Raw genomic sequence first — 23,549 nt, 5'->3', positions numbered from 1 at the left:
CGGGAGTGCCTCTACGGGAGCGCTCCCCAGCGGCACCGCCATCGTAACCCCCGCCCCGAGCCCGCGTCACGCGATTTCGGCAACAATCACCAGATTGTCACCCGCTGCTCACTCGGCAGGTACGCCGCATCGGCCTCGGTGACGTCGAACGCTTCGTAGAAGGCATCGATATTGCGCACGATCTGGTTGCAGCGGAACTCGTTCGGCGAGTGCGGGTCGATCGTGAGCAATCGGATCGTCTCAGCATCCCGACTCTTCTGCTGCCACACCTGCGCCCAGCTCAGCAGCAGGCGCTGCACACCGGTAAGTCCGTCGATGACCGGAGCCTCGGCACCCTCGAGCGACAGCTCATAGGCCTTCAGGGCGATACCCAGACCGCCCAGATCACCGATGTTCTCACCGATCGTGAGAGCGCCGTTGACGTGGTGCTCCGCTGCCAGCCCCTCCGGGACCAGGGCGTCGTACTGTGCGATCAGGGCCTTGGTCCGCTGCTCGAACGCGGTGCGGTCAGCATCCGTCCACCAGTCCTCGAGCTTGCCCGTGCCGTCATAACGGCTGCCCTGATCGTCGAAGCCATGTCCGATCTCGTGGCCGATGACCGCGCCGATGCCCCCGTAGTTGGCGGCGGCATCACGCGAGACGTCGAAGAACGGGTACTGCAGGATCGCCGCTGGGAACACGATCTCGTTCATCGACGGGTTGTAGTAGGCGTTGACCATCTGCGGCGGCATGTGCCACTCGGCACGGTCGATCGGCTTACCCACCTTGTCGACGTTGCGGTCGTGCTCGAAAATGTACGCCCGACGGATGTTGCCGAACAGATCTGCCGCGTCGATCTCGAGCGTCGAGTAGTCGCGCCACACCTCGGGGTGACCGATCTTCGGCGTGAAGGCGTCGAGCTTGGCCAGCGCACGCTCGCGAGTGTCGGGACTCATCCACTCCAGCGTGGTGATGCTCTGCCGGTACGCCTCGGTGAGGTTGGCGACGAGCTCATCCATCGCCGCTTTCGCCGTGGACGGGTAGTGCCGTTCGACGTAGACCTTGCCGATCGCCTCGCCGAGGGCGCCCTCGGTGACGGAGACGCCCCGCTTCCAGCGCTCACGGATCGTCGGCACACCGGTGAGTTCCGTGCCGTAGAAGGAGAAGTTCTCCTGCACCATGTCGTCGGTCAGGTACGGCGCCGCTGCGTGCACGACCTGCGCGCGCAGCCACGCCTTCCAGTCATCCAGCCGCTCGGCGCTCAGCAGTGTGCCGAGACCTTCCAGGGCGCTGGGCTGGGCGACGACCGTCTCAGCGAATGCGCTGGCGCCTTGAGCGGGCGCAACAGCATCGCGCCACGGCGTGAGGTCGACACCGGCAAGAGACTGCAGCTCATCCCAGCTCTTGAGGTTGTACGTGGCGACAGCATCGCGGCTGGCGACGTTGTCCCAGTGGTAACCGGCGATCTCGGTCTCCAGCGCGAATGCGCGTTCGGCGGTGCCAGCGGCATCTGCAACCTCGGCGAGCGCGAGCAGACGCTCGAGATGCGCACGGTAGGCGGCGCGGGTGTCTGCGAAGTTGTCGAGACGGTAGTAGCTCTCATCCGGCAGCGAGAGCGCAGACTGCACAAGGATGGGCAAATAACGCTCGGGGTTGCCGGGGTCACCGTCGACGTACAGCCCGATCAGGTGCGCACGACCGTCACGCTCATACGCGCCGCAGGCGGCGAGGAGAGCGGGGATGCTGTCGATCCGATCGATCTCGGCAAACGTTTCGGCGAGCGGGGTGATCCCATCGGTGTTGATGCGCTCGGTGTCCATGAAGCTGGCGAACAGGTCCCCGATCTTGCGCTCGAGGGTGCCGACTTCAGCTGTCTGCGACTCTTCGATAATCGTTCGCACGTCGGCTTCTGCCTGCTCGGCGAGCAGGTGGAAGGATCCCCAGCGGGCTTTGTCCCCCGGGATCTCGGTGCGATCGATCCATGCGCCATTGACGTACCGGTAGAGGTCGTCTTGCGGACGGACATCGGAGCTGAATTCTTCAGTTGCAAGACCTGCGGGGAGAACATCTGTCATGCCTCCACCCTATGTCGGTGCTGTCCCGCGCGCGCTTCTGGTCGAGAACGCGCAAACCGCCCTCAACCAGCGCCGGGAACGGCGATCTGAGTGTTCTCGATGGCGGAGGCATTGCCCGTAGGCTCGGACTGTGAGTGCGCGCGGGGTGACCCTGAACCGAGAGATTCTGCGGCTCGCGGTCCCCGCGCTCGGTGCGTTGGTCGCCGAGCCCGCTTTCCTGATGGTGGATGCCGCGCTCGTCGGCCACCTCGGTGTCGTTCCGCTGGCCGGTCTCGGCATCGCCAGCGCGGTACTGCAGACCATCGTCGGTCTGATGGTGTTCCTGGCGTACTCGACGACCCCCGCTGTCGCGCGACGCTTCGGCGCAGGCGAGCACAAGGATGCCGTCTCGGTCGGCATCGACGGCCTCTGGCTGGCGCTGGGGCTGGGCGCCGTGCTGGCCGCGGTGGGTGCGATGTCGTCGCCATGGCTGGTGTCGTTGTTCGGGGCATCCGCTGAGGTCGCCGAGCAAGCCGACACGTATCTCGTGATCAGCGTCTGGGGATTGCCAGCGATGCTGATCGTGTTCGCCGCGACCGGGCTTCTGCGCGGAATGCAGGACACCATGACTCCGCTGTGGATCGCCGGTGCTGGCTTCGGCGCGAACGCGCTGCTCAACTTCCTGTTCATCTACGGTTTCGGCTGGGGCATCGCCGGATCCGCCGTCGGCACCGTCACCGCTCAGTGGGGCATGGTCGCCGCCTACGTCGTGGTGGTCGGACGCCTCGCACGCAAACACGAGGCCTCGGTGCGCCCACAACGCGAGGGGGTGCGGGGCTCTGCCCGCTCGGGCGGTTGGCTGTTCCTGCGCACGGTCAGTCTGCGGGCGGCACTACTGCTGACGGTAGGCGTGGCCACCGGAATCGGCACCGATGAGCTCGCCGGTTGGCAGGTCGTGTTCACGATCTTCTCGGCTGCCGCTTTTGCTCTGGATGCCCTGGCCATCGCCGCGCAGGCACTGATCGGCAAGGGACTCGGCGCCGGCGACATGGCCGGCGTCCGGCAGGTGCTTGCGCGCACCGTCGCGTGGGGCGCCTGGTTCGGAGTCGCCGTCGGTCTTCTCATCGGGATGCTGTCCGGAGTGATCGGCCTCGCATTCACGGGCGATCCGGCTCTGGCATCCCTCATCCAACCGGCCTTGATCGTGCTCGCCCTCGCACAACCGGTCGCCGGCATCGTGTTCGTCCTCGACGGCGTGCTGATGGGGTCCGGAGACGTGCGCTACCTGGCCATCGCCGGTGGTCTGAACCTCGTCCCGTTCTTGCCAGCACTCTTACTCATCGCGATGATCGGGGTCGGCGGCGCCGCCGGGCTCATCTGGCTCGCGGTGGCCTTCTTCGGCGTCTACCTGCTCGCCCGGTTGGCAACGTTGGGCTGGCGTGTGAAGACGGGCAAGTGGCTGGGTGCGGCGGCATGACCACGCGACTCAGCTCGCGTAGCGGCGGCACCACTCGTACATGATCACGGCTCCGGCCGCGCTCGCGTTGATCGATCTGGTCGACCCGTACTGGGTGATCTCGATGTGTCCGGATGCCGCGGCGATCGCCTCTTCGGTGAGCCCAGGGCCTTCCTGACCGAACAGCAGAACGCAGCGCTGAGGAAGATCGGCTTTGTCCACCGGAACCGCACCATCGACGTTGTCGACCGCGATGATCGGGATGCCCTCGCCCGCAGCCCACGCGGCGAACGCGGCGACATCTTCATGGTGCACGACGTGCTGATAGCGGTCGGTGACCATGGCACCGCGCTTGTTCCAGCGACGGCGGCCGATGATGTGCACGGTGTCGGCGAGGAACGCATTGGCACTGCGCACGATCGACCCGATGTTCATGTCGTGCTGCCAGTTCTCGATGGCGACATGGAACGGATGCCGATGGGTGTCGAGGTCGGCGACGATCGCCTCCATCCGCCAGTAGCGGTACCGGTCGATGACGTTGCGCGTGTCGCCGTTCTCGAGCAGCTCCGGGTCGTACTGCTCGCCCTCCGGCCAGTCGCCTACCCAGGGTCCGAGGCCGTGGGTGGTGCGTTCAGGAGTCTCGGTCACTGTGTCAGCGTAGTCTGGAACCGTGGCATCCCCGGCAGCAGACGACTACCTGAAAACGGTGTACGCGCACACCGAATGGCAGGATGCGCCCATCACGCCGTCCGCGCTGGCTGCGAAGCTCGGCATCGCGCCGTCAAGCGTCACCGAGATGGTGAAGAAGCTCGCCGCCGCCGGCCTCGTCTCGCATGTGCCCTACGGTGCCGTGCGGTTGACGGATGCTGGCACCCAGCGGGCCCTCGGCATGGTGCGCCGCCACCGCCTGATCGAGACATGGCTCGTGCAGGAGTTCGGCTACGCCTGGGATGAAGTCCACGATGAGGCCGAAGTGCTCGAGCACACCATCAGCGACCGCCTGCTGGAGGGCATCGATACTCGGCTCGGCCGACCACGGTTTGACCCGCACGGCGATGCGATTCCGGATGCCACCGGCCACGTCGAGCGCTGCCCATTCGTGCTGCTCGCGGAGGCGCCGGTCGGTCATGAAGGCCGCGTGCTGCGGGTTTCCGACACGGATCCGGAGCTGCTTCGTTCATTGGAGAATCTTGGCTTGTCCGTGGCCTCTCACGTGCGCGTGACCGCGGGTGGCATCGAGCTCGACGGGCGCGCAGTCGTGTTGGCAGAAGGCACCGCCGATATCGTCTGGCTGAGCGCGTAGCATCCGCTCCCATTCCCCATCGGGAATATTTCTCTGCCCTCCAGCGTATTTATATACATACGCATATTTATCTGGAGGTTGGAAAATGACGAATCACGTCGATGGCCGAGTCATCATCATCACCGGTGCCGGCAGCGGTTTTGGAAAGCTTGTCGCCGGAATGACCGCGGGACTCGGAGCACACGTCGTCGCCTCTGACATCAATGAGGAGAACCTGAAGGCCGTCGTCAGCGAGATTCAGGGCAAGGGGCAGAGCGCCGAGTACATCGTCGCCGATGTGACTAACAAGGAGCAGATGGATGCTGTGGCATCCTTCGCGGTCGAGAAGTTCGGTCGCATCGACGTCATGCTCAACAACGCCGGCATCATGCCGCTGGCTTTCTGGTCTGATCACAAGAAGGCTTCGAAGGCCTGGGACAAGGCGATCGACATCAATATCAAGGGCGTCGTGAACGGCATCACCGCCGTGTACGACCAGATGATGGAGCAGGGACGCGGCCAAGTGGTCAACATCTCCTCGATCTACGGCAACGCAGGAATGCCGGGATCAGGCGTCTACAGTGCGACCAAGGCTGCGGTGAAGATCATCTCCGACTCGCTGCGCATCGAGTCGCACGGCAAGATCAAGGTGACGACGCTCAAGCCCACTGGCGTTCCGGGCACCAACCTCGCCAGCGCTGTCGTGAACGAGACCGCCATCTCCGGGCTCGCCGGCCAGAACGCTCAGGACTACTCCGACAGCACCGAGAAGTTCATCAAGGGCGAGTTGCCGGCGGAACAGACTGATTCCGACAGCATCGAGTACTGGGCACTCACCCCCGAGGATCTCGCTGAGAACGTCGTCTATGTCATCAATCAGCCCTGGGGCGTGAACATCAGCGACATCACCGTGCGCGCCAGCGGCGACGTGTTCATCCACTGACTGTTACACCTGTCGGAGGCTGTTACGCCTGTCGGAGGAATTCGACCAGAACCTCCGACGGGTGCAACATGCTCCGACGGGCGAGGCGCCAACCAATAGGCTGAGCACATGGCACATCGCGACGACATCGAATGCTGGCTCACCGACATGGACGGCGTGCTCGTCCATGAGAACGACGCCATCCCCGGGGCATCCGAGATGCTCGCCGGGTGGGAGGCAGCCGGCATCCCGTACCTGGTGCTGACGAACAACTCGATCTTCACCGCACGCGACCTCTCCGCGCGGCTGCGCTCCAGCGGGCTGCATGTTCCGGAGGAGCGCATCTGGACTTCGGCGCTGGCGACGGCGGACTTCCTGAAGCAGCAGGTTCCCGGCGGCTCTGCGTTCGTCATCGGCGAGGCCGGCATCCTCACCGCCCTGCATGACGCCGGGTTCGTGATGACCGAGACCAATCCCGATTTCGTGGTCGTCGGTGAGACCCGCACCTATTCCTTCGAAGCGATCACGCGGGCGATTCGCCTCATCAACAAGGGCGCGCGCTTCATCATCACCAACCCGGATGCCACCGGCCCCAGCGCCGAGGGCCCGCTGCCCGCGACCGGTGCTGTCGCGGCACTCATCACCAAGGCCACCGGACGCGAGCCATATGTCGTCGGCAAGCCGAATCCGATGATGTTCCGCTCGGCGCTGAACAAGATCGGCGCCCACTCGAAGAAGACCGGCATGATCGGCGACCGCATGGACACCGACATCGTCGCCGGCATCGAGGCGGGCCTGCACACAGTGCTCGTGCTGACCGGCATCAGCGATCAGGCCGAGATCGAGAAGTACCCGTTCCGCCCGGATGAGATCGTCGATTCGGTCGCTGACCTGCTGCCGACCATCACCGGGGCGATCCCGACACAGGGCTGACATGGGCGTACTCGACGAGGGCGAGCGGATCACGGCGGTGGATGCCGCAGCGTGGCGCGCCTGGCTCGAAGAACACCATGCGGACTCGGCGGGCGTGTGGCTGCTGAACGTGCGCCGCGCCGCCACGGGCGACAGCGTCGGCTACGAGGATTCGGTGCGGCAGGGGCTGTGCTTCGGCTGGATCGACGGACCGGTGCGCACGTTCCCCGAGGGCGTGGGGCAGTGGTTCTCGCCACGGCGACCGTCGAGCGGCTGGGCTGCGACGAACAAGGCACGCCTCGTGGAGCTGGAGCAGCAGGGCCAGCTCGCGCCTGCCGGCATCCGCGTCATCGAGATCGCCAAGGCCAACGGCACCTGGGAGATGCTCGACGGACCAGAGGCCGGCATCGAACCCGACGAGCTCGCCGCCGCCCTGGACGCCGTCCCCGCTGCGCGTGCGGCCTGGGACGCCTTTCCGAAGTCGGTCAAGAAGCTCGGGCTGACGCACATCGCGACGGCGAGGCGCGCTGAAACCAGAAGCGCCCGCATCGCGAAGATCGTCAGCGACGCAGCAGAGGGGAAGCGGCCATGAGTGAGCGCGACGTGATGTTCCTGGTGATGTTCGTGATATTGCTGTCGACGCTCGTCGTCTTCGTCGTGCAGTTCGTCAGGTCACGACGCGGTAAGGGCGGCCGCGGCAACTGGTGGGAAGGCCCCTGGGACGACGACCGCAAGAAGTGAGCGCCGGGCGCGCCGCGCCGTTCCCTATGCCCGGTTCGGGCCACGCAGGTGTCGCTTCGTGCCGCCCGGCCGCCTCCGAAGCGACCCCAAGCGCCACCTGCCCGGTGGTTCGGTGCGCCTGGGGTTACGCCCGGTGCTCCCGGTAGTACGCCAGCAGCGCCTTGGTCGAGGCATCCTGCGCGTCGAGCGCTGCAGCATCCCCCTCGATCGCCGGGGCGATCTGCAACGCGAGCTGCTTGCCGAGTTCCACGCCCCACTGGTCGAACGAGTTGATTCCCCAGATCACGCCCTGCGTGAAGACGATGTGCTCGTAGAGGGCGATCAGTTCGCCGAGCACGCGCGGGGTCAACGCGGGCGCGAAGATCGATGTCGTCGGGCGATTGCCGGCGAAGGTCCGCGCAGCCACGAGCGGGCCCGTGGTGCCTTCGGCTTCGACCTCTGCCGCGGTTTTGCCGAACGCGAGCGCCTTGGTCTGAGCGAGGAAGTTCGCCAGGAACAGGCCGTGCACATCACGCCCATCGTCCTGGAGCGGATAGGCCGGGTTCGCGAAGGCGATGAAGTCGGCCGGGATCAGGCGCGTGCCCTGGTGGATCAGCTGGTAGAACGCGTGCTGGCCGTTGGTTCCCGGCTCGCCCCAGAAGATCTCGCCGGTGTCGGTGGTGACCGGTGAGCCATCCCAGCGCACCGATTTGCCGTTGGACTCCATGGTCAGCTGCTGCAGATACGCGGCGAAGCGGCTGAGCTGCTGCGCGTAGGGAAGTACGGCGTGCGACTGCGCGCCGAGGAAGTTCGTGTACCAAACGTTGAGCAGGCCCATCAGGATCGGCACGTTGCGCTCGAGAGGGGTGGATGCCACGTGTTCGTCGACCGCGTGGAATCCGCTGAGAAGCTCCCGGAATACCTCGGGGCCTGCCTCAATCATCACGGACAGGCCGATGGCTGAATCGACCGAGTAGCGGCCGCCGACCCAGTCCCAGAACCCGAAGGCGTTGTCGGTGTCGATGCCGAAGGCGGCCACCTTGTCGAGCGCAGTGGAGACAGCCGCGAAGTGGTGGGCGACAGCATCCGTCTTCGCCTCTTCTGTGTCTTCGATCGCGCCGGCGGCGGCGAGACCGGCCCACAACCAGTCGCGCGCGAGGCGCGCGTTGGTCAGGGTCTCCAACGTCGTGAAGGTCTTGGATGCGACGATGAACAGCGTCGTCTCCGGGTCGAGATCCTTGGTCTTCTCCGTGATGTCGAACGGGTCGATGTTCGACACGAACCGCGCCTGGATGCCGGCGGTCGCGTAAGGCTCGAGCGCCGCCGAGATCATGACGGGGCCGAGGTCGGAGCCGCCGATGCCGATGTTCACCACGTGCGTGACCTTCTTGCCGGTCACGCCCTGCCACTGACCCGACCGCACCCGGTCGGCGAACGCCGTCATGGCGCCCAGTACTTCCTGCACATCATGGTCGATGTCCTGCCCATCCACCGTGAGGGCGGGCTGGATGCCGGCGGGCCGACGAAGCGCGGTGTGCAGAACAGCACGGTCCTCGGTGGTGTTGATGTGCTCACCGCGCTGCATAGCGGCGAAGTGTTCGGCGACGCCGGTCTGCTCGGCGAGCGATACGAGGGAGGCGAGGATGCCGTCATCGACGAGGTTCTTCGACAGGTCGACTCGGAGATCCGCGAGGTCGAACGTCATCCGTTCGACTCGGCCGGGATCGCTGTCGAACCAGCTGCGCAGGTCGGGGACGAACCCGCTCTTGCGGGCTTCGAGTTCGGCCCAGGCGGAAGTGGCGGTGGCATCAATAGGAGCGGTCACGCTGACCAAACTACTCCAGCCGACGGGGCCGGGGTGTCGCGCTCTAGAAGAGAGCGACTCCTGAGCGGTCGATGAACGTGCCGGTCGAACCCTGACCTCCGCTGGTGGCGAGCTCGACGATCGCATCGGTTCCTTCGCTCACCGTCTGAGTGCCCTGATTACCGTTGAAGTCCGTCTTCGTATAACCGGGGTCGGCGGCGTTGATCCGCATCTCGGGAAACGCCTTGGCGTACTGCACCGTAAGCATGGTGACCGCCGACTTCGATGAGGTGTACAGCGGCGCGACGAGCATCGACTCGATGCGTTCAGGATCATGCACAGCGGCGAACGACCCGAGACCGCTCGTCACGTTGACGATGGTTGGCGCGCTGGATTCGCGCAGAATCGGAAAGAATGCGGACGTCGTGCGCACGATGCTGACGACGTTCGTTGAATACACGTGAGCGGCATCCTCCGCGGTCAGCTGCTCAGCGGGCTTCATCGGCCCCGAGATGCCAGCGTTGTTGATGAGCACGTCGAGGCCACCGGCATCCGTGATCTTTCGCACGGCGTCGTCGACGGATGCGTCGTCCGTGACATCGAGCTGGACGAAGCGCCCGCCGAGCTCATCGGCGGCCTGCTTCCCCCGCGTCTCATCGCGCGCCCCCATCCACACGGTGTGTCCGGCTTCGATGAGTCGACGGGCGGTTTCATATCCGAGGCCTTTGTTGGCTCCGGTGATCAGTGTTGTTGTCATATTTCCAGTCTGTGGATGCGGTGCGGCGCTGTCGTGGCCCGGATGGGCGGGGGGACCCGCAGTACCACCCAAGCTCCTTCAGACGCTGTCAGACTGATGGGATGCAGCAGAAGCAGATCTCGGACCTCGGCGGGGTGCTGCGTGCGTGGCGAGATCGACTGTCCCCTGTCGATGTCGGCCTGTACGCAGGCGATGACCGCCGTGCCGCGGGGCTGCGTCGAGAAGAGCTCGCCGCACTCGCAGGGCTGAGCGTCGACTACGTCGTCCGGCTGGAGCAGGGTCGGGCTCGGCATCCCTCTGCCCAGGTGACGGCGGCACTCGCTCGCGCCCTTCAGCTGAGCGACGCCGAACGCGACTATCTCTTCGTCGTCGCGGGGCTCCTCCCGCCCTCACCAGGGCAGGTCCCGACGCACATCTCTCCCAGCATCCAGCGGCTGATCTCCCGGCTCGGCGAGACTCCACTTGCAGTGTTCAGCGCATCATGGGATCTCATTTCCGCGAGCCCGCTCTGGAAGACGCTGCTGGGCGATCCTTCCTCGACGGCCACCGGGCGACCCAACCTTTTGAGGCAGCACTTCACGGGCACATCCCAGTGCGATGACAAGAAGAGGGTCGTCAGCCAGTCCGGCAGCCCCGAAGTGTTCGAAGCATCGCTCGTCGCCGACTTGCGCCGAGTGAGCGGGCGTTATCCGGACGACCAAGGCGTCAAGGCATTGGTCAATGAGCTTCTCGAATCAAACGAGCGGTTCCGCGCCCTCTGGCATAGCGGCGCGGTCGGAGAGCACCAATCGGAGCGCAAAGTGATTCGACATGAGGCCGTGGGCGACATTGAACTCGACTGCGACGTGTTCACCGTCGCCGGCACCGACCTGCGCATCGTCGCGTACACCGCCGCCACCGGGTCGGATGCCGCGGCGAAGCTCGACTTCCTTCGGGTATCGGCGGTGACTGCACCGCGTGCGCTGAGCGGCGCCTAACGCAGCACGAGTGCGGCCGCGCCGATGAGCGGGCCCTCGTCTCCGAGGCCCGAGCGCACCACTCGTGCGCGACGCGAGTAGTCGTGCGCGGCGCTGGCGACAAGCGCCTGCTGCACAAGGTCGATGTAGTCGTCCGACACCCGCGAGAATCCGCCGCCGATGGCGATCATGTCGAGGTCGACGAGCGTCGCAGCATCCGCCAGCGCCTGACCGACCTCGCGCGCGGAGCGTTCGATGGCCGCGCGCGCGATCCGATCGCCGGATGCCGCATCCCGAGCGAGATCTTCACCGGTCGAACCGGTCCAGCCCTGGGTCTGCGCCCATGCCGCGCTCGCGGGACCGGAGGCGATCTGCTCGAGCGTCAGCCCACCTTCGCGGCGCACCTGGCCGAGGTGTCCGGCGTTGCCGGATGCGCCGGGAATGTACTGACCGCCGATGACGAATCCGCCTCCGACGCCGGTGGAGACGACGATCGACAGCGACGCTTTCGCGTCACGGGTGGCGCCCAGCCACGATTCGGCGAGAGCGAGCGCGCCGCCGTCGTGCCCGAAGACGGTGGGGACGTCCGCTCCGATGATTTCGGATGCTGCGTTGCGCACCGCATCCGCCAACGGGTAGCCGAGCGCCTGAGGCATGTTGACCGGCAGGATCTGCCCGGCCGGTCGATCGATCGGACCGGCGCTGCCGACACCGGCTCCGACGAGGCCGGCACCTTCGGGAAGCTGCGCCAGTGCGTGTGTGACGACCTGCACGACGGCCGCATCCAACGACGCGGGCGTCGCGGCACGTCCGGTCGCGCTGCGCGAACGGCTGCCGTTGACCAGCACGCCCTCGTCAGAGACGAGCGCGGCCTCCATCTTGGTGCCGCCGACGTCGACGGCGAGGGCGTAGCGGGTCACTGCGGGTCGAGGCCGAGGTCGTCGAGGTCGAAGGCCGCGAGCCACTTCAGACCCTCAGCCTCGATGGCGGCTTGCGCGCCGGTCTTGCGGTCGACGATCACGGCAACGGCGATGACTTCGGCGCCTTCGCGGCGCAGCACCTCAACGGCTTTGAGCGCGGACTGTCCGGTCGTGGAAGTGTCTTCCAGTACGACGACGCGCTTGCCCGCGACATCGGCCCCTTCGATCTGACGGCCGCGGCCGTGGTCTTTGGGCTCCTTGCGGACGACGAACGCGTCCAGTGGGCGATCAGTGTCGACTGAGGCGTGCAGCACGGAGTTGGCGATCGGGTCGGCGCCGAGCGTCAGCCCGCCGACGGCTGCGACATCGAGGTCGGCGATGAGATCGAGCATGATGCGGCCGATCGCGGGAGCGGCACGATGATCGAGGGTGAGCCTGCGCATGTCGACGTAGTACGTCGCCTGCTTGCCGCTGGAAAGCGTGAAGTCACCATGGAACACCGCCTCATCTTTGATGAGGGCGAGCAGGGACTGGCGGTCGGCGTCGAGAGTCACGGCATCCAGTGTAAGGCGCACGGCCCGCGCACAACTCCTGAAGAATGCAACCGGATCGGTCGATTCAGCCCGAATTGGCGCCGACCGGGCCGGTTCTTCAGGAGTTGTGCACCGGCGACGGCCCCGAGCGTTTGGCCAGCACGGGATGCGAGCGTCTATCGTGGCGATGAGCCGAGCCTGATCGGAACCCGCGACGTGAAGGAGCCTCCGTGTTCTCGTACGATCCCTATGCCGAACTCGCCACACTGCGCGACTTCCTGCCGCTGGAACTCACCAGCCCTGATTTCGAACCCGATGGCGCGCTGCCGCTGTTCGCCTGGTCGGCCGATCGTGGCGGCGAGGATCGATCTCCCGCATTGCAGTGGTCGACGCCGCCTGCCGGCACGAAGAGCATTGCGATTTCCTGCTTCGATCCGGATGCTCCGACCGGATCGGGATTCTGGCACTGGGCGGCATACAACCTCCCGGCCGCGACCACGTCCCTGGCAAGCGGCGCCGGCGATCTGGCGGCCCTTCCCGCTGGCGCCACAGTCCTGCCGAACGAATCCCAAACGGAACGGTTCATCGGCGCTGCTCCGCCGGAGGGCACCGGTGTGCACCGATACTTCTTCGTCGTCGACGCCCTGGACGTTCCCACCCTCGATATCGCACGCGGATCGACCCCTGCGGTGCTCGGCTTCAACCGGCACTTCCATTCGCTGGCACGCGGCGTGCTGATGGGCACAGCAGACCCGTCCGAACACTGACGTCCCTGCCCGCAATTAGGCTGGGTATATGCGCCTGGCCACCTGGAACGTCAACTCCATCCGCACCCGCGTCACCCGCACGGTGGAATTCGCCGTGCGCGAAGACATCGACGTGCTCGCGATGCAGGAGATCAAGTGCAAGCCCGAGCAGTTCCCCTACGCGCCATTTGAAGAGGCGGGTTACCACGTCGAGGTGCACGGGCTGAATCAGTGGAACGGCGTCGCGATCGCGAGCCGCCTGCCGATCACCGACATTGACACCGCGTTCACCGGGATGCCCGGCTTCGCCAAGGGCCACGAAGGACCGGATGCTCCGCTCGAAGCGCGTGCGCTCGGTGCCACGATCGAGGGTGTGAAGGTGTGGAGCCTGTACGTGCCCAACGGCCGCTCGCTCGACGATCCGCACTACCAGTACAAGTTGCACTGGCTCGAGGCGCTGCGCCAGCACACGGCATCCGAACTGCAGAAGAACCCTGACCTGCCCTTGGCCCTGGTCGGCGACTTCAACATCATCCCGTTGGACGCCGACAACGGCGACCCCGACATCGTCGAGGGCGTCTCCACCCATGTTTCACCCGAAGAGCGCGCCGCGTTCTTCGCGTTTCAGGATGCTGGGCTCACCGATGTCGTGCGTCCGCTGCTGCCGGAGGGCTTCACCTACTGGGACTACCAGCGCCTGAAGTTCCCTCGCAACGAGGGCGTCCGCATCGATTTCGTGCTGGGCTCCCCCGCGCTCGCCGGCGCTGTTACCGGGGCATCCATCCATCGCGATGAGCGCAAGGGCGTCCAGCCCAGCGATCACGTTCCGGTGGTCGTTGATCTCGACTTCGGCAGCACCGATGACGACGATGACATGCCGATGATCTTCGCGTGACTCGGCTGCCGCGGCTCATCGCCAGCGATCGCCGACGGAGCGGGCTTCGAGGAGTGGGCACTGTGCGGCAATGGCGCCTTGTTCACCCCCTGGGAACTGCGCTCGGCGCCAGACGTAGGCGGGCGTCGGCACAGATCCGACAATACGTAGAACTCATATCCGACAAAGTGTAGAGTTCAGAATCGACAAAGTGTAGAGTTCGATCATGGTCACATATCGGAACCGCGTCGTAGACGCCGAGCTGGATCGGCGAATGTCCGCTATGGGCGCGATACTCATCGATGGCCCCAAGGCCGTCGGAAAGACGGCGACCGCCTCTCAACTCGCTCGAACCGTAGTGCGCATCGACACGGATCGTGCTGCTCGCGCAGCGCTGGAGGTGCACCCCGCGCAACTCTTCACTGCTCCGACGCCAATCCTCTTCGACGAATGGCAGGAGCGACCGGAACTCTGGAATCTGGTGCGACGAGCAGTCGACGACCACTCGGACAAAGGCCTCTACCTGCTCACCGGCTCAGCGCGACCTCGCGACACTGCGCCAATGCATTCCGGTGCAGGCCGCATCGGTCGCCTGCGCATGCGTCCGATGTCGCTGTTCGAGACTGGACACTCCAGCGGCGAAGTCAGCCTCGCCGCTCTCCTACAAGGAAATACACCTGCTGGCTCGCCGACTGATCTGACCGTTCCCGAGATCATCGAGAGGATGGTCATCGGCGGGTGGCCGGCACTCCTCGACCAAGACGAGCCAGAGGCTCGAGCGTGGATGGAGGACTACCTTCGAACGGTCGCAGAGATCGACGTGCCAGGGCTCGGGCCTCGAAGGAATCCGGGCAACGTGATGCGGCTGCTCGCGGCGCTCGGTCGTGCAACCGGTACACCCACGAAAGGCACGGCCCTCGAGGGCGAAGTCGGAGGTGCGCGCGGACCGATCGCAACCGAGACGCTGTCGAACTACCTCGATGCGCTAAACCGGCTGATGTTGGTCGAGCCGCTGCCAGCTTGGCGCCCGCACATGCGCTCTCGAAGCAGGCTGCGCGCATCGGCTGTGCAACATTTCGTCGATCCATCGATCGGCATAGCTGCCCTGGGCGTCGGCGCCCGTGAGTTGCTCGCCGATCTGGAAGGCGCCGGACTGCACTTCGAGTCGCTGGCTCTGCGCGACCTACGCATCTACTCGCAGGCATTGAACGCCACCCTGTCCTCCTGGCGAGATTCCCAGACCGGCGCCGAGATCGACATGATCCTCGAATTACCCGACGGGAACTGGGCGGCCGTCGAAGTCAAGATGGGCGAAGTCGCCGCCGATGCCGCCGCCGCGTCCCTGCTACATTTCGCAGGCAAGGTCGATACGAGTCGCCACGGGGATCCGTCAGCCCTAATCGTGATCACCGCGGGACGGTTCACCTACCGGCGTCCCGACGGCGTTCTGGTCGTTCCGATCACTGCCCTCGGCCCCTGAGCTGCACGCCGCAACTCAGTGAGAGCTGGCCGGCTTCGACTCGCGGGGCCCGCACTGAGCGAGTGGAGCGGGTCGAAGCGTCGCTCAACGGCCCGCAGGACTGGGCGGGCAACGGCGTGCGGGACTGTGCTGGGCGACGGGAGGCAGAATCACTCCCCCATGACGCCGGTGCGCACCGAACCAGGAGCGGGCGCGTAGCGCAGACTCACTGCTCCGTTCTCGCCAACCTCAGCACCGAGCAGCGTCAGATTCGCCGCGGCAGAGCCGTCTGGAAACACCTTCTTGCCCCGACCGAGCACGACCGGATACACCCACAGTTGCAGCTCGTCGAAGAACTGCTCGGCGAGCAGTGTCTGCACGAGGTCGATACTGCCGATCACGTGCACGTCGCGGTGACTTTCGCGCAGCGCGGCGAGTTCGGTCCTGAGGTCTGCGCCGACCCGCGAACTGCCCTGCCATTCCAGATCGATGTCTGCGTCGTGCGAGGCGACGTACTTCGGAACGCGATCGAACAGCTGCCCGATCCAGCCCTCCGGGCCCGTCGTGTGGCGCGGCCAGTATGACGCGAACAGATCGTAAGTGCGCCGGCCAAGCAACAGCGCGTCGAGCGTCGACATCCCCTCCATCACCCATTTTCCGACGGCCGTGTCGGGAACTCCGGCCTGCCAGCCGCCGAAGGGAAAGCCATCAGAGGCGTCCTCCTCCGGCCCACCCGGAGCTTGGGCGACTCCGTCAAGGGTGGCGAACAGATCGATGATGATGCGACCAGTCATGATGCGCCGCCCTGTTCAGCGGCGAGGCCCTTCGCGAGGACCGCATCGGAGGTGGGGATGATAACGAAGATCTTCGTAGACATACTGGCTCCTTTGTCGTATCAATTCTTCAAGCTTGCGAACAACAACCGCGCTTTTCAATAGCAAATAGCGGCGGCGAGTCCGTCGTGCGGCGGATGTCCCGGCATCCGCTTGCCCGTACCGTGGAAGTATGTCCGCATCATCACGCGCGCTGACCGCGCGCCAACGACAGTCCGACCTGCTGCTGGCCGGCGTCGTGTTCGTCGCCGGCATCATTAGCGCCGCGCTGTCGGCGGTCTCCGGACTGTACGGCGAAGAGCAGGCACCACTGTGGCAGGCGATTGTTTACCTGCTCGTGCTCGCGCTTCCGCTCGCCGCGCGCCGCATCTGGCCTGCTCAGGTCGCGGTCATCGTCTCAGTCGCGTACTTCTTCGCCGCGACATTGCGCGTGCCGGAGATGTATGCCGGAAACATCGCGATGTTCATCGGGCTGTACACGGTGGGTGCGTGGATGGCCAACCGCCGTGCGGCGATGATCGTGCGGGTGTCGATCATCGTCGGCATGTTCATCTGGCTGATGATCACGATGTACCGCGACGCGATCGACACCGCCAACGAAGAGGAGATCGTCGCGGGGGCGATGTCGCCGTACCTCGCCTTCATGATGCTGCAGTTGTTGGTGAACGTGCTCTACTTCGGCGGCGCCTACTACTTCGGAGAGCACGCTTGGAAGGCCGCAATGCAGCGTCAGTCCCTCGAGCAGCGCACAGAAGACCTGGAGCGCGAGCGCGAGGTCACTGCGGCGCAGGCGGTGGCGCTCGATCGCGTCCGCATCGCGCGCGAGCTTCATGACGTCGTCGCGCACCATGTATCGGTGATGGGCGTGCAGGCAGGGGCCGCGCGCATGGTCCTCGATCAGGATCCCGCTCGGTCGAAGCAGATCCTTTCCAGCGTCGAAGAATCGGCGCGCGAAGCCATCAGCGAGTTGAGACACCTCCTGGAGACCCTGCGGTCGAACGGCGACGACGAAGATGCTGCGTCCACCGTCTCGCTCGCCGACATCGCGCAACTCGTCGCGGCGTCGAATGGCGCAGGACTCCCGACCGAATACACGGTCATCGGCGAAGAACGGCCAGTGCCGTCAGTCGTGCAGGTAAACCTCTATCGAATCGCACAGGAGTCACTCACCAACGCCCGCCGCCATGCGGGCATCGGAGCTACGGCCGACGTGCGTCTGCGCTACACCGCGACCGGCATCGAGCTCGAAGTGGTGAACACCGGCCGGCCAGTGCTCGCGCCCCGGCCGGGAATGGGACAGCTGGGCATGCGCGAGCGCACCCTGGCCTCGGGTGGCACGATTGAATCTGTACCTCGCGAGCGTGGAGGCTGGCGCGTGCGCGTGCAGATTCCGCTGGCCGCGCACGCTGAACTGGCAGGAGCCGCCGCATGACCGACCCGATCCGCGTACTGCTCGTCGACGATCACGCGATGCTGCGCGCCGGATTCCGCACTATCCTCGACATCCAGCCCGACATCACCGTGGTCGGCGAAGCATCGACCGGCGCCGAAGCGGTGACTGCGGCATCCACTCTGCACCCGGATGTCATCTGCATGGATGTACAGATGCCCGATATGGATGGCATCGAGGCGACCAGACGGATCATCTCCGATCCGAACGTGCACGCCGCGATCGCGATCGTGACGACTTTCGACCGCGATGACTATCTGTTCAGCGCTCTGGATGCTGGCGCGAGCGGTTTCCTGTTGAAGAACGGCGGCCCGGAGGATCTGGTCGCCGCGGTGCGCGTGCTCGCCGCAGGCGACGGGATGCTGGCACCAGAGGTGACCAGGCGTGTCGTGCAGCGGTATGCGACGGCCTCGACGGGGGACGGCACTGTGGCCACGGCATCCGCCCCTTCACTCGATCTCATCGAGCCGCTTACCGAGCGTGAGGCAGAAGTTCTCGCGCTCCTGTCCGAAGCGATGAGCAATGCAGAGATCGCGACAGCACTGTTCATCGGTGAAGCGACGGTGAAGACCCACGTCTCACGCGTGCTGCAGAAGATCGGTGCCCGCGATCGGGTGCAGGCCGTGGTGCTGGCGCTGCGGCATGGGTTGGCGTGAACCTGACATTCGGTAATTCGGGGCCTCACTGAGACCGACGTACTGGAGTTCGACGATGGCGAGAAAACGACGGATGCCCCGCAGCACGAGGCTGCAGGGCATCCGATCAAGCGAGAATGCTTAGGAGTTCACGAGCTCCGCGGAGTGCTGCACGCGGTTGATGAGGCCGTTGAACGCCTCGAGGTAGCCGACGAGGAAACCAGCGGTCGAGTCATCCGTGACCTGGCCCTCTTCGGTGAACAGGCCCGGGCGGTCCTGGATGAAGCCCTCAGGCTGGCCCATCGTGATTGCGCTGAAGTGACCGAGGATCGCGCGCAGGTGCTGCTGGGCCGCTGCGGTTGCGACACCGGATCCGGAGGTGCCGATGACGGCGACGGGCTTGCCGTAGAACGACATGTCGCCGTAGGGGCGGGTCGACCAGTCCAGGGCGTTCTTCAGCACGCCGGGGATAGAGCGGCTGTACTCGGGGGTGACGATGATGACGCCGTCGACGTCGGCGATGGCCTTCTTGTACTCGGTGGCCACCTCCGGGAAGTTGCCGTCGAAGTCCGGCGAGTAGAAGGGGAGGTCCTTGATCGGGATCTCGACAAGTTCCGTGCCCTCAGGGGCGAGATTCGCCAGAACGCGCGCAAGGCGGCGGTTGATGGAGGCGCTGGAGATGCTGCCGACGATGTAGCCGATAGTGCGAGTCACAGGTGTTTCCTTCTGTTCGGGCTCAGCTGAGCCGATTGCGGTCTGCCGGTGTCAACGACCGACGCGTCGATTCTATTCCGACGCATGCAATCACTTCCCTGGGAGCACAGAGCGGATGCTACGAGGACACTAGACTGGGCATGCCCGCCTTCCCGCGACATCCGGAGCCGTTCATGCCCACCATCGTCGTCGACGTCATGCCCAAGTCCGAACTGCTCGACCCGCAGGGAAAGGCCGTCTCGGGTGCGTTTGCACGTCTGGGCGTCACCGCCTTCAGCGACGTGCGCATCGGCAAGCGCTTCGAACTCACCGTCGACGGTGAGGTCACCGACGCCGTGCTCGCCGAGGCCGCGAAGATCGCAGCAGACGTGCTCTCCAACTCGGTGATCGAGGACGTCGTCGGTATCGAGGTCGTCGAGTGACCGTCCGCATCGGGGTCATTACCTGGCCCGGGTCACTGGATGACCGCGATGCCCAGCGCGCCGTACGCCTCGCCGGCGCCGAGCCCGTTGCGCTCTGGCACGGTTCACACGATCTCGAAGGCGTCGACGCTCTCGTCCTGCCCGGCGGCTTCAGCTACGGTGACTACCTGCGCTCCGGCGCCATCGCCGCGCTGTCGCCGATCATGGCCGAGGTGAAGGATGCCGCAGCGAAGGGCATGCCCGTGCTCGGAATCTGCAACGGATTCCAGATGCTCGTCGAGGCGCACCTGCTGCCCGGCGGCCTCATCCGCAATGAGCACCAGAGCTTCGTGCGCCGCGATCAGAAGCTCATCGTCGAAGACACCGGCTCCGCCTGGACGAACGAGTTCACGCAGGGCCAGGAGATCATCATCCCGCTGAAGAACGGCGAGGGCGGCTACATCGCCAACGACGAGACGCTCGACCGCCTGGAGGGCGAGGGCCTGGTGGCCTTCCGCTACGCGGGGGTCAACCCGAACGGCTCGCTGCGCGATATCGCCGGCGTGCGCAACGAGGCGGGCAACGTTGTCGGCCTCATGCCGCACCCCGAGCACGCCACCGAGGCGGGCTTCGGCCCGAACACGGCTCAGGCCATGCGCTCGGGCATCGACGGTCTGGCGTTCTTCACGAGCGCCATCGCCGCCGTCAGCCGCGTAGCCGCGTAGCCTTTCCCGGCCCGGGGCGGATGCCGCGGCATCCATCTGTTACATCCGTCGGAGACTGTTACATCCGTCGGACCTTTTTCCACAAAGAGTCCGACAGGTGCAACACCCTCCTACAGACGTAACGCGTCAGAACTAGCCGAGAACCGGCGGCCAGACTCCGATGATCACGGCCATGATCACCACGGTGACCAGTTCGTGCGCGATGTTCAGCGTCGTCAGCTGAGTGGGGCGACCTTCGAAGGCGTCATGTGTGATGAAACGGGCGGCAGTGAACCCCGCCCACAGCAGGATGGCCGTGACGACTGCCGCGCTGAAGAATGACCCCTCGTAGAAGTGCCAGGCGATGGCGGATGCTCCGGCAAGAACCCATGCCGTCATGAAGCTCACGAGAACTGTGGTGATGATCGGCCACAGGGCGCTCTTGGCAGAGCCTTCGATGTCGACATTCGCCAGCCGCGCCCAGCGGGTGCCGAACACCTTCGGGGTGTACCAGATCGACCCGACGATCATGCTCGAGAGCATGGCCAGCAGCACCGCCCAGTAGTTGATCTCCGGAATCATGACTCCTCCTTGAGAATCTGCGCGACCGAGCGTCGCCGTTGTGGCCGAGGCTACTCCCCTGCCCGGTCACGATCGATAGGCCCTCCGCGGTCGATAGGCTCAGAGTGTGAATCTCTTCGTCACCGTCCCCACCGCCCGCCTGGCCGAGAACATCGGCACGCTGCCCGAGGGCGTGGAGCTCGAGGTCTGGGATATGCACTCCCCAGCGCCGCGCGAGCGCATCGATCTGGCGGTTTCTCCGTACATGGGCAGCTCGAAGGTACTCGGCAACCTCGAGGGCCTCGACATCGGACTCGTGCAGAGCCAGTCGATCGGATACGACGGGGTCGCCGATGTCCTGCCTGCGGGGATGCCTTTCGCCAACGCCGCAAGCGTGCACGAGGCATCCACCGCTGAGCTCGCACTCGCCCTCACGCTGGCCGCGCAGCGGCAGTTCCCTCGGTTCGTGCTCGCGCAGCAGCAGGGCGAGTGGTCACCGGTATTCGCGGAGAGCCTGGCCGACCGCAAGGTACTGCTGGTCGGATTCGGCGGCGTCGGCGAAGCCATCGCGCTGCGCTTGGAGCCGTTCGAGGTTGAGCTGACGGTAGTCGCGCGCACCGCCCGACCGGTGTGGCACGAGCGCCTGGGCCGCGTGCAGGTGCATGCGATCGATGAGCTCGAGACGCTGGTCGCCGATGCGGAGATCGTCATTCTGACCCTCCCCGGAGGCGCGGCAACGCATCATCTGTTCGACGAGCGGATGCTCGCACGCATGCCCGACGGCGCGCTTCTGGTCAACGTCGGCCGCGGCACCCTCATCGACACCGATGCACTGGTGCGCGAGGGCGGCCGCATCCGTGCAGCCCTCGACGTCATCGACCCGGAACCGATCCCGGCGGAGCATCCGCTCTGGACGACCGACGGCGTCCTCATCTCACCGCACGTGGGCGGAGCATCCACTGCCATGAATCCGCGCATCGCGCGCTTGATCCGCAAGCAGGTCGAGCGGATGCTACGCGGCGAAGCCCCGGTGAACGTCGTGATCAGCGGCTGACACCGGCACGGATGCAGGTCCGTTTCCCGGATGCAGAGGCATTTCACGGCGTGTCGCCCTGCGTCCGTACGATCGCCCTGCAAGTGTGCCGGAGGGCAGGATACCGAACCGATTCGATCGGCGCTCTAGCGCATCTGTAAGCGCTTGCAGTAGGCTCGTCGCATGACAGAGCTTGAGCAGTCCGCGGCGCCCGGTTCCGAGTGGTGGCGCAGCGCCGTTATCTATCAGATCTATCCCCGGTCATTCGCTGACGCGTCCGGCGACGGAATCGGCGACCTTCCCGGCATCACCGGCCGGCTGGACTCGTTGCAGGAACTCGGCATCGACGCCATCTGGCTGAGCCCGTTCATGACGAGTCCGCAGAAGGATGCCGGTTACGACGTCACCGACTACCGCGACGTCGACCCACTCTTCGGCACCCTCGCCGACTTCGACGCGATGCTCGCCGCAGCTCACGCCCGCGGCATCCGCGTCATCGTCGACCTGGTCCCGAATCACTCCTCCGACCAGCACGTCTGGTTCCAGGCGGCTTTGAAGGCGGCCCCCGGCAGCCCCGAGCGCGCGCGGTATGTCTTCCGCGACGGCAAGGGCGAGAACGGCGAACTGCCCCCGAACAACTGGGAGAGCGTCTTCGGCGGCGGCATGTGGGAGCGTGTCACCGAGGCCGACGGCACGCCCGGCCAGTGGTACCTGCACATCTTCGATGCGACCCAGCCCGACTTCGACTGGACCAACGAAGAGGTGCGCGAGGAGTTCCGTGGCGTGCTGCGCTTCTGGCTCGACCGCGGTGTCGACGGCTTCCGCGTTGATGTCGCCCACGGCATGATCAAGGCTGACGGCCTGCCCGACTACACGCCTCCGGCGGACGCCGGCTCGATGGGCGGCGTGGACGACGTCCCCTACTGGGGTCAGGACGGTGTGCACGACATCTACCGCGACTGGCACAAGGTGCTCGCCGAGTACGACGGCGATCGCGCCCTGTGCGGCGAGGCTTGGCTGCCCACGCTCGAGCAGACCGCCCTCTGGGTGCGGCCGGACGAGATGCACCAGACCTTCAACTTCCCGTACATGATGACCGAGTGGGATGCCGAGCGCATCCGCAGCGTCATCAGAGAGTCGCTCGAGCAGTTCGGTGACGTCGGGGCGCCCAGCACCTGGGTGCTGTCCAACCACGACGTCATCCGCCACGCTTCGCGCCTGGCACTGACCGCCGACAGCCCGCAGGGCGATGGCATCGGCCCGCTCTCCGCCGGCAAGCCTGACCAGGCCATCGGACTTGACCGCGCGCGCGCCGCAACCACCGTCATGCTTGCCCTGCCGGGTTCGTCCTACCTCTACCAGGGCGAAGAGCTGGGTCTTCCCGAGGCGATGGAGATCCCGGACGAGTTCCGACAGGACCCGACCTGGTTCCGCACGAACGGCGAGCGCTATGGCCGTGACGGCTGCCGCGTGCCGATCCCGTGGGAAGCGGATGCCCCGGCCTTCGGCTTCAACGAAACCGGTGGCTCCTGGCTGCCGCAGCCGGACGAGTGGGCCCGTTTCGCCCGCGACGTCGAGGAGGCGGATGCCGGATCCACCCTCAACCTGTACAAGCAGTTGCTGCGCCTGCGCCGCGAAAGCGCGCTCGGCACCGGCTCGATGGTGTGGGAAGACCTCGGAGCGGATGCTGTCGCATTCCGTCGCGGCGACCTGCATGTGGTGGCGAACCTCGGTTCCGCTCCGCTCGAGCTCGGCGAAGGCGTGACCTTCGTCGCGCAGAGCCAGGCGTTCGAGGGGACCGCGGTGCCCACCGACACCGCAGCCTGGTACCGGAAGGCCTGACC

At 65.7% G+C, this 23,549-nt stretch carries 25 protein-coding genes; 16 read left to right on the top strand and 9 right to left on the bottom strand.

The window, feature by feature from the left end:
• Positions 1 to 86: 86 nt before the first annotated feature.
• Positions 87 to 2,054, bottom strand: a complete 1,968-nt coding sequence (locus tag ACSS7Z_RS02000) for a M13 family metallopeptidase (protein ID WP_438252759.1) — start codon at positions 2,052 to 2,054, stop codon at positions 87 to 89.
• 130 nt (positions 2,055 to 2,184) lie between these two features.
• Between ACSS7Z_RS02000 and ACSS7Z_RS01995 the strand changes: the two genes are divergently transcribed.
• Positions 2,185 to 3,510: an MATE family efflux transporter gene (locus ACSS7Z_RS01995; protein WP_438252758.1), complete on the top strand. Its 1,326-nt coding sequence runs from the start codon at positions 2,185 to 2,187 to the stop codon at positions 3,508 to 3,510.
• Between the two features lie 9 nt (positions 3,511 to 3,519).
• On the opposite strand, the gene ACSS7Z_RS01990 is transcribed toward ACSS7Z_RS01995, so the two are convergent.
• Positions 3,520 to 4,137: a TrmH family RNA methyltransferase gene (locus ACSS7Z_RS01990; protein ID WP_438252757.1), complete on the bottom strand. Its 618-nt coding sequence runs from the start codon at positions 4,135 to 4,137 to the stop codon at positions 3,520 to 3,522.
• Positions 4,138 to 4,159: 22 nt separating this feature from the next.
• Here ACSS7Z_RS01990 and ACSS7Z_RS01985 point away from each other — a divergent pair, with 22 nt between their 5' ends.
• The 5 genes from ACSS7Z_RS01985 (at position 4,160) to ACSS7Z_RS01965 (ending at position 7,346) form a co-directional block, all read left to right on the top strand.
• Entirely contained in the window at positions 4,160 to 4,792 is a 633-nt protein-coding gene (locus ACSS7Z_RS01985; RefSeq protein ID WP_438252756.1) for a metal-dependent transcriptional regulator, read from the top strand.
• Between the two features lie 85 nt (positions 4,793 to 4,877).
• Positions 4,878 to 5,714: an SDR family oxidoreductase gene (locus ACSS7Z_RS01980; protein WP_438252755.1), complete on the top strand. Its 837-nt coding sequence runs from the start codon at positions 4,878 to 4,880 to the stop codon at positions 5,712 to 5,714.
• 108 nt (positions 5,715 to 5,822) lie between these two features.
• Positions 5,823 to 6,626, top strand: coding sequence for an HAD-IIA family hydrolase (locus ACSS7Z_RS01975; RefSeq protein ID WP_438252754.1), 804 nt, complete (start codon positions 5,823 to 5,825; stop codon positions 6,624 to 6,626).
• A gap of 1 nt (position 6,627) precedes the next feature.
• A complete protein-coding gene (locus ACSS7Z_RS01970; RefSeq protein ID WP_438252753.1) occupies positions 6,628 to 7,197 on the top strand; it encodes a YdeI/OmpD-associated family protein in 570 nt (189 codons plus the stop codon).
• A complete protein-coding gene (locus ACSS7Z_RS01965; protein ID WP_438252752.1) occupies positions 7,194 to 7,346 on the top strand; it encodes a hypothetical protein in 153 nt (50 codons plus the stop codon). The genes ACSS7Z_RS01970 and ACSS7Z_RS01965 overlap by 4 nt, the downstream gene beginning before the upstream one ends.
• A gap of 124 nt (positions 7,347 to 7,470) precedes the next feature.
• On the opposite strand, the gene pgi is transcribed toward ACSS7Z_RS01965, so the two are convergent.
• Complete coding sequence (pgi, locus tag ACSS7Z_RS01960) at positions 7,471 to 9,150, bottom strand: glucose-6-phosphate isomerase (protein WP_438252751.1); 1,680 nt, start codon at positions 9,148 to 9,150, stop codon at positions 7,471 to 7,473.
• A 43-nt stretch (positions 9,151 to 9,193) separates the two neighbouring features.
• Positions 9,194 to 9,886 (bottom strand): SDR family NAD(P)-dependent oxidoreductase, encoded by a 693-nt coding sequence (locus tag ACSS7Z_RS01955; protein ID WP_438252750.1) that lies wholly within the window; start codon positions 9,884 to 9,886, stop codon positions 9,194 to 9,196.
• A 101-nt stretch (positions 9,887 to 9,987) separates the two neighbouring features.
• Between ACSS7Z_RS01955 and ACSS7Z_RS01950 the strand changes: the two genes are divergently transcribed.
• Positions 9,988 to 10,863 (top strand): helix-turn-helix transcriptional regulator, encoded by an 876-nt coding sequence (locus ACSS7Z_RS01950; RefSeq protein ID WP_438252749.1) that lies wholly within the window; start codon positions 9,988 to 9,990, stop codon positions 10,861 to 10,863.
• Here the strand turns inward: ACSS7Z_RS01950 and ACSS7Z_RS01945 are convergent.
• Together ACSS7Z_RS01945 and pyrE are read right to left on the bottom strand one after the other, a co-directional pair.
• Positions 10,860 to 11,762, bottom strand: a complete 903-nt coding sequence (locus tag ACSS7Z_RS01945; protein ID WP_438252748.1) for an ROK family protein — start codon at positions 11,760 to 11,762, stop codon at positions 10,860 to 10,862. The genes ACSS7Z_RS01950 and ACSS7Z_RS01945 overlap by 4 nt on opposite strands.
• Positions 11,759 to 12,316, bottom strand: a complete 558-nt coding sequence (gene pyrE / locus ACSS7Z_RS01940) for an orotate phosphoribosyltransferase (protein WP_438252747.1) — start codon at positions 12,314 to 12,316, stop codon at positions 11,759 to 11,761. Before pyrE ends, ACSS7Z_RS01945 begins: the two co-directional genes overlap by 4 nt.
• 209 nt (positions 12,317 to 12,525) lie before the next feature.
• Between pyrE and ACSS7Z_RS01935 the strand changes: the two genes are divergently transcribed.
• The 3 genes from ACSS7Z_RS01935 to ACSS7Z_RS01925 all read left to right on the top strand — a co-directional run bounded on the left by ACSS7Z_RS01935 (position 12,526) and on the right by ACSS7Z_RS01925 (position 15,395).
• Positions 12,526 to 13,062, top strand: a complete 537-nt coding sequence (locus ACSS7Z_RS01935; RefSeq protein ID WP_438252745.1) for a YbhB/YbcL family Raf kinase inhibitor-like protein — start codon at positions 12,526 to 12,528, stop codon at positions 13,060 to 13,062.
• Positions 13,063 to 13,090: 28 nt separating this feature from the next.
• Positions 13,091 to 13,936 carry an exodeoxyribonuclease III gene (locus ACSS7Z_RS01930; protein ID WP_438252744.1) on the top strand — a complete coding sequence of 282 codons (846 nt, stop codon included), beginning with the start codon at positions 13,091 to 13,093 and terminating at the stop codon, positions 13,934 to 13,936.
• Between the two features lie 205 nt (positions 13,937 to 14,141).
• Positions 14,142 to 15,395: an ATP-binding protein gene (locus tag ACSS7Z_RS01925; RefSeq protein WP_438252743.1), complete on the top strand. Its 1,254-nt coding sequence runs from the start codon at positions 14,142 to 14,144 to the stop codon at positions 15,393 to 15,395.
• Between the two features lie 149 nt (positions 15,396 to 15,544).
• Here ACSS7Z_RS01925 and ACSS7Z_RS01920 read toward each other — a convergent pair whose 3' ends face one another.
• Positions 15,545 to 16,168 carry a dihydrofolate reductase family protein gene (locus ACSS7Z_RS01920; RefSeq protein ID WP_438252741.1) on the bottom strand — a complete coding sequence of 208 codons (624 nt, stop codon included), beginning with the start codon at positions 16,166 to 16,168 and terminating at the stop codon, positions 15,545 to 15,547.
• A 211-nt stretch (positions 16,169 to 16,379) separates the two neighbouring features.
• Here ACSS7Z_RS01920 and ACSS7Z_RS01915 point away from each other — a divergent pair, with 211 nt between their 5' ends.
• Both ACSS7Z_RS01915 and ACSS7Z_RS01910 read left to right on the top strand, forming a co-directional pair.
• A complete protein-coding gene (locus ACSS7Z_RS01915) occupies positions 16,380 to 17,639 on the top strand; it encodes a sensor histidine kinase (RefSeq protein WP_438252740.1) in 1,260 nt (419 codons plus the stop codon).
• Positions 17,636 to 18,313, top strand: a complete 678-nt coding sequence (locus ACSS7Z_RS01910; RefSeq protein WP_438252739.1) for a response regulator — start codon at positions 17,636 to 17,638, stop codon at positions 18,311 to 18,313. The genes ACSS7Z_RS01915 and ACSS7Z_RS01910 overlap by 4 nt, the downstream gene beginning before the upstream one ends.
• 120 nt (positions 18,314 to 18,433) lie before the next feature.
• On the opposite strand, the gene ACSS7Z_RS01905 is transcribed toward ACSS7Z_RS01910, so the two are convergent.
• Positions 18,434 to 19,006, bottom strand: a complete 573-nt coding sequence (locus ACSS7Z_RS01905) for an NADPH-dependent FMN reductase (RefSeq protein ID WP_438252738.1) — start codon at positions 19,004 to 19,006, stop codon at positions 18,434 to 18,436.
• 173 nt (positions 19,007 to 19,179) lie between these two features.
• Between ACSS7Z_RS01905 and purS the strand changes: the two genes are divergently transcribed.
• Entirely contained in the window at positions 19,180 to 19,428 is a 249-nt protein-coding gene (gene purS / locus ACSS7Z_RS01900) for a phosphoribosylformylglycinamidine synthase subunit PurS (protein WP_438253062.1), read from the top strand.
• Positions 19,425 to 20,132, top strand: a complete 708-nt coding sequence (gene purQ / locus ACSS7Z_RS01895; RefSeq protein ID WP_438252736.1) for a phosphoribosylformylglycinamidine synthase subunit PurQ — start codon at positions 19,425 to 19,427, stop codon at positions 20,130 to 20,132. The genes purS and purQ overlap by 4 nt, the downstream gene beginning before the upstream one ends.
• 132 nt (positions 20,133 to 20,264) lie before the next feature.
• Here the strand turns inward: purQ and ACSS7Z_RS01890 are convergent, their stop codons facing one another.
• Positions 20,265 to 20,693, bottom strand: coding sequence for a DUF1761 domain-containing protein (locus ACSS7Z_RS01890; protein ID WP_438252735.1), 429 nt, complete (start codon positions 20,691 to 20,693; stop codon positions 20,265 to 20,267).
• Positions 20,694 to 20,799: 106 nt separating this feature from the next.
• Between ACSS7Z_RS01890 and ACSS7Z_RS01885 the strand changes: the two genes are divergently transcribed.
• Both ACSS7Z_RS01885 and ACSS7Z_RS01880 read left to right on the top strand, forming a co-directional pair.
• Positions 20,800 to 21,726, top strand: a complete 927-nt coding sequence (locus ACSS7Z_RS01885) for a 2-hydroxyacid dehydrogenase (RefSeq protein ID WP_438252734.1) — start codon at positions 20,800 to 20,802, stop codon at positions 21,724 to 21,726.
• A 162-nt stretch (positions 21,727 to 21,888) separates the two neighbouring features.
• Positions 21,889 to 23,547 (top strand): glycoside hydrolase family 13 protein, encoded by a 1,659-nt coding sequence (locus ACSS7Z_RS01880; protein ID WP_438252733.1) that lies wholly within the window; start codon positions 21,889 to 21,891, stop codon positions 23,545 to 23,547.
• The last annotated feature ends 2 nt before the right edge of the window (positions 23,548 to 23,549 follow it).

The organism is Microbacterium wangyouchuni (genome assembly GCF_051546305.1).
Classification (GTDB): Bacteria; Actinomycetota; Actinomycetes; order Actinomycetales; family Microbacteriaceae; genus Microbacterium.
The sequence above is the reverse complement of the archived record's forward strand: the minus strand, read 5'-3'. Positions and strand labels throughout refer to the sequence as shown.